At 60.1% G+C, this 11,783-nt stretch carries 10 protein-coding genes; 3 read left to right on the forward strand and 7 right to left on the reverse strand.

The window, feature by feature from the left end:
* From ybeY to miaB, 3 genes are all read right to left on the reverse strand, one after another.
* Window positions 1-495, reverse strand: coding sequence for an rRNA maturation RNase YbeY (gene ybeY, locus ACM6IR_RS27625; RefSeq protein WP_414910627.1), 495 nt, complete (start codon window positions 493-495; stop codon window positions 1-3).
* Window positions 488-1,492 carry a PhoH family protein gene (locus tag ACM6IR_RS27630; protein ID WP_414910628.1) on the reverse strand — a complete coding sequence of 335 codons (1,005 nt, stop codon included), beginning with the start codon at window positions 1,490-1,492 and terminating at the stop codon, window positions 488-490. Before ACM6IR_RS27630 ends, ybeY begins: the two co-directional genes overlap by 8 nt.
* A 206-nt stretch (window positions 1,493-1,698) precedes the next feature.
* Window positions 1,699-3,027 carry a tRNA (N6-isopentenyl adenosine(37)-C2)-methylthiotransferase MiaB gene (miaB, locus tag ACM6IR_RS27635; protein ID WP_414910629.1) on the reverse strand — a complete coding sequence of 443 codons (1,329 nt, stop codon included), beginning with the start codon at window positions 3,025-3,027 and terminating at the stop codon, window positions 1,699-1,701.
* Window positions 3,028-3,161: 134 nt separating this feature from the next.
* Here miaB and ACM6IR_RS27640 point away from each other — a divergent pair, with 134 nt between their 5' ends.
* Window positions 3,162-3,491 carry a DUF1820 family protein gene (locus tag ACM6IR_RS27640; RefSeq protein ID WP_007894425.1) on the forward strand — a complete coding sequence of 110 codons (330 nt, stop codon included), beginning with the start codon at window positions 3,162-3,164 and terminating at the stop codon, window positions 3,489-3,491.
* Window positions 3,492-3,589: 98 nt separating this feature from the next.
* On the opposite strand, the gene ACM6IR_RS27645 is transcribed toward ACM6IR_RS27640, so the two are convergent.
* The 4 genes from ACM6IR_RS27645 to ACM6IR_RS27660 all read right to left on the reverse strand — a co-directional run bounded on the left by ACM6IR_RS27645 (window position 3,590) and on the right by ACM6IR_RS27660 (window position 7,117).
* Window positions 3,590-4,138 carry a tetratricopeptide repeat protein gene (locus ACM6IR_RS27645; RefSeq protein WP_414910630.1) on the reverse strand — a complete coding sequence of 183 codons (549 nt, stop codon included), beginning with the start codon at window positions 4,136-4,138 and terminating at the stop codon, window positions 3,590-3,592.
* 224 nt (window positions 4,139-4,362) lie between these two features.
* A complete protein-coding gene (gene hemL / locus ACM6IR_RS27650) occupies window positions 4,363-5,646 on the reverse strand; it encodes a glutamate-1-semialdehyde 2,1-aminomutase (protein WP_414910631.1) in 1,284 nt (427 codons plus the stop codon).
* 17 nt (window positions 5,647-5,663) lie between these two features.
* Window positions 5,664-6,287, reverse strand: a complete 624-nt coding sequence (gene thiE / locus ACM6IR_RS27655; RefSeq protein ID WP_414910632.1) for a thiamine phosphate synthase — start codon at window positions 6,285-6,287, stop codon at window positions 5,664-5,666.
* Window positions 6,288-6,319: 32 nt separating this feature from the next.
* Window positions 6,320-7,117 carry a hydroxymethylpyrimidine/phosphomethylpyrimidine kinase gene (locus ACM6IR_RS27660; protein ID WP_414910633.1) on the reverse strand — a complete coding sequence of 266 codons (798 nt, stop codon included), beginning with the start codon at window positions 7,115-7,117 and terminating at the stop codon, window positions 6,320-6,322.
* 454 nt (window positions 7,118-7,571) lie between these two features.
* On the opposite strand from ACM6IR_RS27660, the gene ACM6IR_RS27665 reads away from it, so the two are divergent.
* A complete protein-coding gene (locus ACM6IR_RS27665) occupies window positions 7,572-9,956 on the forward strand; it encodes a 7TM diverse intracellular signaling domain-containing protein (RefSeq protein WP_414910634.1) in 2,385 nt (794 codons plus the stop codon).
* Between the two features lie 74 nt (window positions 9,957-10,030).
* Window positions 10,031-11,680 (forward strand): acyl-CoA dehydrogenase family protein, encoded by a 1,650-nt coding sequence (locus ACM6IR_RS27670; protein WP_414910635.1) that lies wholly within the window; start codon window positions 10,031-10,033, stop codon window positions 11,678-11,680.
* Window positions 11,681-11,783: the final 103 nt, after the last annotated feature.

Genomic DNA, 11,783 nt, shown 5'->3' on the forward strand with positions numbered 1-11,783 from the left:
TTACTCTGAATCCTTTGTTGTAACGATAGGGGATGTTTCTGTTTCGTCGTCCGCGTACGGGTCGGGATAGCCCAGCTCTGCAAGCAACGTTCGTTCCAGCGCTTCCATCTCTTCGGCTTCGTCGTCATCTATATGGTCGTAACCGAGCAGATGCAAGCAGCCGTGAATCACCAGGTGCGCCCAATGAGCCTTTAGTTCCTTGCCTTGCTCGGCGGCTTCGCGCTCGACCACCGCCACGCAGATCACCAGATCGCCGAGCAGCGGGATGTCGAGAAACTCGTCAGGCACATCAGCAGGGAACGATAAGACGTTAGTGGCGTAATCCTTTTGCCGCCAGGTGTGGTTCAGCTCGCGACCTTCCTCTTCGTCGACCAGGCGAATGGTCATTTCAGAGTCGGCGGTGCGCTGGCGCAGGGCCAGCTCGCACCATTGGCGGAACTCGGCTTCGCTTGGGGCTGGCGCTTCGGTAGCAAGTTGCAGATCAAGCTCAAGCATCGCGGCGGCTATCCTTTGGCTTTTCGTCTGCCACGCGATTTTCGAAGCGCTCGTAGGCTTCGACGATGCGTTGCACCAGCGGATGGCGCACAACGTCCTTGGGCATGAAATGGGTGAAGCTGATGCCCGGCACGTCTTTCAGCACCTCGATCACATGGTGAAGGCCGGACTTGGTGCCTTTCGGCAGGTCGACCTGGGTGATGTCACCGGTGATGACTGCGGTGGAGCCAAAGCCGATCCGGGTCAGGAACATCTTCATTTGCTCGACCGTGGTGTTCTGGCTTTCGTCGAGGATGATGAAGCTGTTGTTCAATGTGCGACCGCGCATGTAGGCCAGTGGTGCGACTTCGATCACCTGGCGCTCGATCAGCTTGGCGACGTGTTCGAAGCCGAGCATTTCGTAGAGGGCGTCGTAAAGCGGACGCAGGTACGGGTCAATCTTCTGCGACAGGTCGCCGGGCAGGAAGCCAAGCTTTTCGCCCGCTTCAACCGCCGGACGCACCAGCAGGATGCGACGAATCTGCTCGCGTTCCAGTGCATCCACCGCGCAGGCAACGGCCAGGTACGTCTTGCCCGTACCGGCCGGACCGATGCCGAAGTTGATGTCGTTACCGAGGATTTCCTTCACGTAGCGCAGTTGATTCAAGCCGCGAGGGCGAATCATGCCTTTTTTCGTGCGCAGGGCCACGGAAGGTTCGGAGGGGGAAACGTTGTCCAGCTCTTCGACGGCCGATTCCTGCAGGAACAGGTGAACCATGTCTGGCGACAGCTCGGTACCTTTGGTTTCCCGGTACAGGCGGCGCAGGAGGTTTTCCGCGGAGGTGGTGTGTTTGGGCTCGCCGATCAGTTCGAACTGGTTTCCGCGGTTGCGGATCTCGATGGTCAGGCGCTGTTCGATCAAGCGCAAATGCTCGTCGAATTGCCCGCACAGATTGGCAAAGCGCCGAGCCTCAAAGGGCTCGAGGATGAAACGATGTGGTTCGATGGGTGCGTTCAAGGTCGTATTTAGCCGCCCTGGGGCAATTAAGATGAAATCAAGGATAGCGCCAGTGGCGCGGGTGCGAAAGCTCTTAAATATCGCAAGGCCAAACACCGATCCCGGTAGGAGCGAGGCTTGCCCGCGAAGAACGATGACGCGGTTCGTCAGGCAAACCGCGGCGCGGCCTTCGCGGGCAAGCCTCGCTCCTACAGGGTTTTGCGGTGTTATTGGATCAGCGAGCCCCGCAATGAGTGCGGCTGTGCGGCGTCAATGTGCACATCGGCGAACTGGCCGATCAAAGTTGGATTGTCGCAGCGGAAGTTGACGATTCGGTTATTTTCGGTCCGGCCTTGCAACTCGCCGGGGTCCTTTTTCGAATAATCAGTGACCAGAATGCGCTGGATCGAACCGACCATTTGTCGGCTAATTTCGAAGCCTTGCTGGTTAAGGCGATGTTGCAGCGCATTCAGACGTTCTTTTTTCAGCTCTTCCGGCGTCTCGTCGACCAGGTCTGCGGCCGGTGTGCCGGGGCGCTGGCTGTAGACGAACGAGTACGAGAAGTCGAAACCAACGTCTTCGATCAGCTTCATGGTCTGTTCGAAATCTTTCTCGGTCTCGCCCGGGAAGCCGACGATGAAGTCGGAGCTGATACAAATCCCCGGCACGGCGGCGCGCAGTTTGCGCAGTTTGGATTTGTATTCCAGGGCGGTGTGATTGCGCTTCATCGCCGACAGAATCCGGTCTGAACCCGATTGCACCGGCAGGTGCAGATGTTTGACCAGTTCCGGCACATCGGCGTGAGCCTGAATCAGGCTGTCGGAGAACTCCAGCGGGTGCGAAGTGGTGTAGCGAATCCGGTCGATGCCGTCGACGGCGGCCACCACGCGAATCAGCTCGGCGAGGTCCGCCAGACGACCGTCGTGGGTAGCGCCGCGATATCCATTGACGTTCTGACCCAGCAAGGTCACTTCACGTACGCCGTTTTCGGCCAAATGGATGATTTCGGCAATCACGTCATCGAACGGGCGGCTGACTTCTTCACCGCGGGTGTAGGGCACCACACAGAAGGTGCAGTACTTGCTGCAGCCTTCCATGACCGACACATAAGCGCTCGGGCCGTCGATACGCGGCTCGGGCAAATGGTCGAACTTTTCGATTTCCGGGAACGAGACGTCCACTTGCGGCAGCTTGGTGGCGCGTGCGGCGTCGATCATCTCCGGCAGGCGGTGCAAGGTTTGCGGACCGAATACCACGTCGACATACGGGGCACGATCGCGGATGGCCGCGCCTTCCTGACTGGCCACGCAACCGCCGACGGCGATCACCATGTCCGGGTTGGCGAGCTTCAGTTCGCGCCAGCGACCGAGCTGGGAATACACCCGGTCCTGGGCACGTTCACGGATGGAGCAGGTGTTGAGCAGGATTACGTCCGCGTCTTCAGCGCGAGCGGTGACTTCCAGGGCCTGGTGTTCGCCCAGCAGATCGACCATGCGCGAGCTGTCGTACTCGTTCATCTGGCAGCCGTGGGTTTCGATGTATAGCTTCTTGGCCATGGAAAGAGTCATCACGTGATTCAAAGAACCGCGCATTATAGGGAACATGTCCCAAGGTTCCTACCGCTGCGCGTCCGGTGGCTATGCTATAGTTCGCGCCCTCATTTTTATCCCCGACGTGTTGCTCGCCCACCATGACCAAACGTGAAGCTCCAATCTACAAGGTGATTTTCCTTAACCAGGGCCAGGTGTACGAAATGTACGCCAAGCAGATCTATCAAAGTGATCTGTGGGGTTTTCTGGAAGTGGAAGAGTTCGTCTTTGGCGAGCGCACGCAAGTGGTCGTCGATCCGAGCGAAGAGAAGCTCAAGGCTCAGTTTGAAGGCGTTGTGCGCAGTTTTGTGCCGATGCATTCGATCGTGCGCATCGACGAAGTCGAGCGTCTGGGCACGCCGAAAATCAGCGAAGCCCGCGGCGCGGTTGGCAATGTCATGCCATTTCCGATGCCGATGCCTGAGAAGTAGGACCGAGTTCGCGGGCAAGCCTCGCTCCTACAAGGGCAGCGCTGGTCCTGTAGGCGCGAGGCTTGCCCGCGAAGAGGTCGGAAAGATCGACGCAGAATTCAGGGCAGTGGCGAGAAAGGCGTACGCCCATCGGCGCTTTGTAATTCCATCAGGTATTTACGGAAAATTTGCCCGAGCACTTGGGTAGCGACTTCCAGTTCTTCGCGCGGCATCTTTTCCGCCACTTCGTCAGCCGTGTCCAGCGCATCTTCAGCGCCATTGACCGCCGCCATTTTCAGCACGATGTAGGCCTGAATGTTATTGGCCGGTACACCTTCGCCATGGAAAAACATGGTGCCAAGTTTGAACTGTGCCTGGGCATGGCCTTGCAGCGAGGCCTTTTCGAAGTAGCTCAGGGCTTGTTTGAGGTCACGCGGCGTATTTTTACCGTCGTAGTAGAACTCACCCAACTCGTATTGCGCCTGCGCATCCCCTGCATCCGACGCTTTCTGACAGACAGCGAGTGCCTGTGCCAGGTCTTGCCCCTGGGTATTGAGGGTGCAACGACCCATCGCTGGGATTAACAACGAGTTGCCGCCTGCCTGTGCGAGCAGGGGCTGAAGGAGCAACAGGCAGCCCATTGCAAGGGCGCGGCCGGTGCGGTTCATGGGAATCGACTTACCTCTGAAGGGCGCGCGGACCCATCGAGGGATCCAATAAGCGCGCATTATGAAATAAGCAGGGCCAACCTTACAAAGTCTTTACTCGTTTTTCTGCTGCACGGGAAATATATCGCCCACTTTGCGGGGGATTATTAGCAGAAGCGTAGGAATAAGGGCAGGAATGTAGGTAAAAGCTGACGCTGGCGATGGCCAACGTCAGCGGCTCAGCGTTATTTCAATGCAGCGAATGCTCGCTCGGCGGCATCCAGTGTCAGTTTCAACTCGGCTTCGCCGTGAGCGATCGAGGTGAAGCCGGCTTCGAATGCGCTCGGCGCCAAATACACGCCGCCCTCGAGCATCAGGTGGAAGAAGCGCCCGAACAGGGCGGCGTCGCTGGCCATCACGTCATCGAAGGTCACGATGTCGTCGGCGCCGCTGAAGTACAGGCCAAACATGCCGCCGGCCTGGGTAGTCACGAACGGAATGCCTGCGGCATCGGCGCGCTGTTGCAGACCATCGAGCAGGCGGCTGGTGTAGTCGCTCAGCTCGGCATGGAAACCTGGACGGCTGATCAGGCGCAAAGTCGTCAAGCCAGCCGCCATCGCCAACGGGTTGCCCGACAAAGTGCCCGCCTGGTAGACCGGACCCAAGGGGGCGATGTGCGACATGATTTCGCGTTTGCCGCCGAAGCAACCGACCGGCATACCGCCGCCGATGATCTTGCCGAAGGTGGTCAGGTCCGGCGTCACGCCGTAGTGCGCTTGTGCACCGCCGAGGGCGACACGGAAACCGGTCATGACTTCGTCGAAGATCAGCACCACGCCATGCTTGTCGCACAGGGTCCGAAGGCCTTCGAGGAAGCCGGGTGCCGGCGGTACGCAATTCATGTTGCCGGCCACAGGCTCGACGATGATGCAGGCCACGTCCTGGCCGACTTCGGCGAGCATCGTTTCAACGGCGTCGATGTCGTTGAATGGCAGGGTCAAGGTGTGTTTGGCGAATGCTGCCGGCACACCGGCCGAGCTAGGCACGCCTTGGGTCAGGGCGCCGGAACCGGCCTTGACCAGCAAGCTGTCGGAGTGGCCGTGGTAGCAGCCTTCAAACTTGATGATGCTGTCGCGACCGGTGAAACCACGGGCCAGGCGAATGGCGCTCATGGTCGCTTCGGTGCCGGAGCTGACCATGCGCACCATCTCCATCGACGGCACGATCGAGCAGACCAGATCAGCCATCTGGGTTTCCATCTCGGTGGGAGCGCCATAGGACAATCCATGCTCAAGCTGCTTGCGCACGGCGTCCAGCACGTCCGGATGGCTGTGGCCGAGGATCATCGGGCCCCAGGAACCGACGTAATCCACATAACGCTTGTTGTCTTCGTCAGTGACGTAGGCGCCTTCGGCGTGTTTGAAGAACAGCGGCGTGCCGCCGACGCTCTTGAATGCGCGAACCGGCGAGTTCACGCCACCGGGGATGTGTTTCTGAGCGTTGGCAAACAGGGTTTCAGAACGAGACATGATCGGGCTCTCAAAAATCAGGATTTGAATAATTCGTTAAAGGCACGGGCCCGGCGTGTGACCTCGGCCGTGCTGTCGGCGCCAAACAGGCCATGGACCACCGCGAGCAAATCGACCCCGTGAGCCACCAGCGGGGCGGCGTTGTCCAGGGTGATGCCACCGATCGCGCAGATCGGCAGGTGCAGTTTGCTGCGGGCCTGGTCGAGCAGTTCGAGGCTGCAGGTCGGTGCACCCGGTTTGGTGTTGGAATTGAAGAAACGGCCGAAAGCGACATAACTGGCGCCTTCTTTGGCGGCTTGCTCGGCGAGCTCGAGTTGCGCGTGGCAGGTCGAACCGATGATCGCCTGGCGACCGAGCAATGACCGGGCCGGGGTCAGCGGGCCGTCAGTCTGACCCAAGTGCACGCCAACGTTCAGGCGCGCGGCCAGTTCGGCATCGTCGTTGATGATCAGCTGGGTCTTGTAGCGTTCGCACAGGTTGCGCAGGGTTTCGGCCTCACGCAGGCGGCGGGCCTCATCGCTGCTTTTGTCGCGGTACTGCAGCAAGGTAACGCCGCCTTCCAGCGCCGCCTCCACGTACGAAAGGAATTTACCGGCCAGTAGCTGGCTGTCGGTAATGGCGTACAGGCCACGTAGTTTCATCGGACAAGCCTCACCGCATCGCTAATAGAAAGTTACGAACAGAAATCCAGCGGCAGACGGCGTGGCACGAACTGACCTTTGCCCAGCTGCTCGGCATCACGCAGGGTGCGCCACGTGTAGTTAAGCGCGGTCTGCACGGCGCTGACGAGGTTTTCACCCTGGGCCAGACGACCGGCGAGGGCACTGGCCAGCGTGCAACCCGAGCCGTGATAACTGCCGGGCAGGCGCTGGCAGGTGTAGGTTTGGCGCAGACCGTCGCGGCTGTACAGGCGATTGTGTATTTCGTGTTCATCACCGTGGCCGCCCGTGATCAGCAGGTGTTTGACGAACGGCAGGAGTTTTTCAGCGCATTCGTCTGCGGTGCCTTCGGGCAGTTCGGCGAGGATGCGTGCTTCGGGGAGGTTGGGGGTCGCAATGATGGCCAGGGGCAACAGGCGTTCGCGCATGGCGTAGCCGACTTCATCCTTGCCCAGTCGTCCGCCGCCGCCGGCGCGCAGCACCGGGTCGCAGACCATTGGCAAATGCGGGTGCGCCTGGAGCAGTTCGACGACAGTGTCGACCATTTCCAGCGAACCGAGCATGCCCAGTTTGACCGCAGCGACTTCGCAATCGTTGAGCACGGCGTTGGCTTGGGCCAGCACCCACTCACGGTCGAGGACGCGGAAGTCAGTGACGTTCACCGTGTCTTGCACGGTCAGGGCGGTGACGGCCGGAGCTGCATGGCAACCCTGAGCGAGCAGGGCTTCGATATCTGCCTGCAGGCCGGCGCCACCACTTGGGTCGTGGCCGGAGAGACAGAGGACAACGGGGCGAGAGCTGTAGATATTCATGGTGCGCGAGCTTACCACCAAACATCTTTTTTCGGGTGCCCCCGGCGAGTCATGACGCGGTCAATGTAGCAGCTGCCGAAGGCTCGGGCCGCGTTCGGACGTTCGGCTGCTGTAGGAGCGAGGCTTGCCCGCGAAGGCGTCAGTTCTGACACTCCGCGTTATCGTTCTTCGCGAGCAAGCTTCGCTCCTACAGCAGCCGAACGCAGGCTGCGCCAGCTGCTACGAGGAATAGGGCGTTTCCGCCCGCTGATCGGGGGAAACGGCTCTAACTTAAGGCGTGGCGCTGTAATGCCCGTTCTAGAGCCTTTGTAGGAAATATTTCGATGGTGTTCAAAGGCCATCAACGGCTATGCTAGAGTGGATCCAAACCAATAACAGGTGATACCGGTTTACGTCTACTCAAAAGGAATGGGGGGCTTCCTGACAGAACCGGACAGGCCACGCTGGGGCTTCAATGCGCTATTTGCTGATGTTGCTGTTGTGTTTGCCCCTCATGGCGAGCGCTGTCGAATTTGATGAATTCACTCAAAGCCTTCCCTTGGGGCGAACCCTGCAGGTGTTCGAGGACGCGGGTGGTCAGGCGACTATTGAGGATGTCCGCGCACAAGCGGCGGCTGGAAACTTCAAGCCCCACCATAAAGATACCCTCAACGCGGGTTACTCGCGCTCGGCGTTCTGGCTGAAAATCGATTTGCATTACCGCCCGACGGACCCTGCCGCGCGACGCACCTGGCTGCTGGAACTGGCCTATCCGCCCCTCGATCACCTTGATCTGTACCTGGCCGATGCTGGCGGTCACTATCAGTTGGTTAGACGGACCGGCGATGCGTTGCCATTCGACAGTCGCGAGATCCGCCAGAACAACTACCTGTTCAATCTGAATTTCACCCCTGATCAGGCGCAAACCCTGTACCTGCGCCTGCAAAGCGAAGGCTCGGTCCAGGCGCCGGTCACGTTGTGGTCGAGCACCGCTTACCTCGAAGAACAGCCGGTGCGACTGTATGTGCTCGGGCTGATCTATGGCGTGTTGCTGGGGATGCTGGCCTACAACCTGTTCATCTACCTGAGCGTGCGCGACACCAGCTACCTCTATTACATTTTCTATATCGCCTCGTTCGGCTTGTACCAGCTGTCGGTGAACGGCGCGGCGGTGCAGTATTTCTGGTCGGACAACCCGTGGTGGGCCAACGCGGCGACGCCGTTTTTCATCGGTTGCGCAGGGCTGTTCGGCAGCCAGTTCGCCCGCCGCTTCTTGCAGACGGCCACCTACAGTCGCTGGCTCGACCGCTTGTTGCTGGCGCTGATTGCGTTCGGGGCGGTGGTGGTCGGGTTGTCATTGATGACCAGTTATGCGCTGGCCTTGCGATTGGCAACGGCGTTGGCGCTGATGTTCACCGTGGTGATTTTTACAGCAGGGATTTTCGCCTGGTTGCGCGGCTTGCGAGTGGCGCGCTATTTCATCATCGCCTGGTCGGCGTTTTTGCTCGGCGGCGTCATCAATACACTGATGGTGTTGGGTTACCTGCCGAACGTGTTCCTGACCATGTATGCCAGCCAGATTGGTTCTGCGATCGAAGTCGCGCTGCTATCCCTCGCGCTGGCCGACCGCATCAACGCCATGCGCGAGCAGCAAGCGCAGACCCTGTTCGATGCCGGTCAAAAGCTCGAAGCGCTCAACCAGCAACTGGCTCGCAGTAACAAACTCAAGGACGAATTCCTCGCCACGTTGACCCACGAACTGCGCACGCCCATGAACGGGGTGATCGGTTCGCTGGAACTGATGCAGACCGTCAAGATGGACCCCGAACTGGAGCAGTACCAGCAAACTGCAGCCGGTTCGGCGCGGGACATGATGCGCATGGTCAATGGCATTCTCACCCTGACCGAACTGCAGGCCGGCAAGCTCAAGGCCTCTGCGACCGCGTTCAGTTTGCGTGGCGTGGTTGAAGCGTTGCGCCTGCAGTTCCAGGGCAACGCTTCAAGCAAGTCCCTGGACTTCAAAGTCGAGGTGACACAGGGGCTGCCGGATCGCTTGCAGGGCGACAGCGCCAAGTTGGCGCAATGCCTGGAATCTCTGCTGGACAACGCGATCAAGTTCACCAAGGTCGGCGGTCTGGCGTTGCGCGTGACGGGCAAGCCTCTGGAAAACAATCGTCTGGCGCTGTCATTTGCGGTGATCGACACCGGCATCGGCTTCACCGATCTTGGGGAGGCGACGATGTATCAACGCTTCTTCCAGCTCGATGGCTCAATGACCCGTGAATATGGCGGCCTGGGCGTCGGCCTGGCGATTTGTCGGCAACTGGTCGAGTTGCTTGGCGGGCGCCTGACCCACCGCTCCGAGCCTGGGCGGGGCAGCCGCTTCCAGCTGGATGTGGAGTTCGCGCTACCGGTGATAGAGCGTGTGCAAACACCGCTCATGCCGCGGGATTTTCCGCGCTTGCGACTGCCGCAGGATTGCACCGTGCTGCTGGTGGACGACAACAGCATCAATCAATTGGTGATGCGCGGCATGTTGCTCAAGCTTGGGTTCCGGGTGCGCGCCGCTGACAGCAGCGTTGCTGCGCTGGATTATTTGCAGCGTGAAGCCTTTGATGCGGTGCTGCTTGATTGCCAGTTGCCAGCCGTGAATGGCGAGTCTCTGTGCTGCCAGATCCGCGCCTTGCCGGGCTGCGCCGAATTGCCGGTGTTCATGGTGGCCCTGAGTGTCGATCGTGAGCGCTGCCCGACCGGTGCATTGATTGACTATCTGGGCAAACCAGTGAAATTCGAAGACTTGCAGGCAGCGCTATATCGGCGAGTGCTCTGTCCACAACAGGGTGAAAGCGCCGGCAGTTAGGCGTATATGACACTTTGATCGGCCAATGGGCGGTGCTTAACTGAACGCTCTTGGCTGACCAAAGGAGCCTTGTCATGAACCTGCATCAGTTCGCTGAAACCCACGAAGTCACCAACCAGCCACCGTCGCTGGACGGCACCAATCTGTACCGCATCGACCTGCCTTTGCAGGAGTGGTCGCGGCGTTTCGGGGCCGGTTGGGCGCAGGCGCGGATCGACGCTTACGGCGCACTGGCCGGTGGGCCGCTGATGGAAGCAGGGTTTTTGGCCAATCAGAACAAACCGGTCTTCGTCAGCCATGACCGCTATGGTCATCGCATCGACCTGGTGGAGTTTCACCCGGCCTACCACGAATTGATGCGCACGGCGGTCGAGCACGGGCTGACCTCGTTGCCGTGGGCGCATCCGCAATCCGGCGCCCACGTGGCCCGCGCCGCCATGACCTACTTGCACAGCCAGGCCGAAGCCGGCAGCGGATGCCCGTTGACCATGACCTTCGCCAGTGTCCCGGCGATGCGCCTGCAGCCGGACCTGGCCGAACAGTGGCTGCCGAAAATCCTCGCCACCGAATACGACCCGCGTAACGTTGGCATGGCCCACAAGGCCGGTGTCACCATTGGCATGGCCATGACCGAGAAACAGGGCGGCACCGATGTGCGGGCCAACACCACCAAGGCGTATCCGGTCGGTGCCAGTGGGCCGGGCCAGGCCTATGAGTTGGTGGGCCATAAATGGTTTTGTTCTGCGCCGATGTGCGATGCCTTCCTCACGCTGGCGCAGACGGACAAGGGATTGACCTGTTTCCTGTTGCCGCGCCACCGCCCGGATGACACGCGCAATCAGTTCTACATCCAGCGGCTGAAAAACAAACTCGGCAACAGCTCCAACGCCTCCAGCGAAGTGGAATTCCGGGGTGCGCTGGCGTGGATGGTGGGTGAAGAAGGGCGGGGCGTTGCGACCATCATCGAAATGGTCGCCATGACCCGGTTCGATTGCATGGTCGGTTCCAGCGCGCTGATGCGTCAGGCGTTGACCCAGGCCAGCCATCACTGCGCCCACCGCCGCGTCAGCGGCAAGCTGCTCAGCGAACAACCGTTGATGCAGAACGTACTGGCCGACCTTGCCCTGGAAAGCGAAGCCGCCCTGGCCTTGAGCCTGCGCATGGGCCGGGCGCTGGATCATCTTGACGACACGCAGGAAGCGAAATTCGCACGACTGGTGACGGCCGTGGGCAAGTATTGGATCTGCAAGCGCGCCCCCGCGATGATCAACGAAGCCGCCGAGTGCATGGGCGGTGCCGGCTATGTCGAAGAAAGCATCCTGCCGCGTTTGTACCGCGAGGCGCCGGTCAATTCGACGTGGGAAGGCTCCGGCAACGTGCAATGCCTTGATGTTCTGCGAGCCTTGTCGAAAGAGCCGGGGGTGCTGGACGCGCTGTTCACTGAGTTGGGTGACGGCCAAGGCGACAAACGGCTGGCCGCGCACATCAGTCAATTGCAGGCGGCCTTCAAAGACACTGGCGACAGTCAATACCGCGCCCGGCAGCTGACCGAAGACATCGCCTTGGCGCTTCAGGCCAAGCTATTGCTGGAGGCGGGTAATGCCGCGGTCAGTGACGCCTTCATTGCCAGTCGTCTCGGCTCGGCAGGTCGAGTGTTTGGTGCGTTGCCGCGAGGGCTGGAGGTGGAAGCGATTGTCGCGCGGTCCACCCCGCAGGGCTTCTGAGCACGTTTGTATGATCCACATTGATCCAATGTGGGAGCGAGCCTGCTCGCGAAAGCGGTCGGTCAGTCACATCGATGTTAGAGGTGGCGCCGCCTTCGCGAGC

Origin of the sequence: Pseudomonas sp. IT-P253 (genome assembly GCF_949768125.1) — a bacterium.
In the GTDB taxonomy this organism is placed as follows: domain Bacteria; phylum Pseudomonadota; class Gammaproteobacteria; order Pseudomonadales; family Pseudomonadaceae; genus Aquipseudomonas.

Bases quoted from the DNA above. Each gene is read 5' to 3' on its own strand.
- ybeY (WP_414910627.1), bottom strand. From the start codon at position 495: ATGCTTGAGCTTGATCTGCAACTTGCTACCGAAGCGCCAGCCCCAAGC.
- miaB (WP_414910629.1), bottom strand. From the start codon at position 3,027: ATGGCCAAGAAGCTATACATCGAAACCCACGGCTGCCAGATGAACGAG.
- ACM6IR_RS27640 (WP_007894425.1), top strand. From the start codon at position 3,162: ATGACCAAACGTGAAGCTCCAATCTACAAGGTGATTTTCCTTAACCAG.
- ACM6IR_RS27645 (WP_414910630.1), bottom strand. From the start codon at position 4,138: ATGAACCGCACCGGCCGCGCCCTTGCAATGGGCTGCCTGTTGCTCCTT.
- hemL (WP_414910631.1), bottom strand. From the start codon at position 5,646: ATGTCTCGTTCTGAAACCCTGTTTGCCAACGCTCAGAAACACATCCCC.
- thiE (WP_414910632.1), bottom strand. From the start codon at position 6,287: ATGAAACTACGTGGCCTGTACGCCATTACCGACAGCCAGCTACTGGCC.
- ACM6IR_RS27660 (WP_414910633.1), bottom strand. From the start codon at position 7,117: ATGAATATCTACAGCTCTCGCCCCGTTGTCCTCTGTCTCTCCGGCCAC.
- ACM6IR_RS27665 (WP_414910634.1), top strand. From the start codon at position 7,572: ATGCGCTATTTGCTGATGTTGCTGTTGTGTTTGCCCCTCATGGCGAGC.
- ACM6IR_RS27670 (WP_414910635.1), top strand. From the start codon at position 10,031: ATGAACCTGCATCAGTTCGCTGAAACCCACGAAGTCACCAACCAGCCA.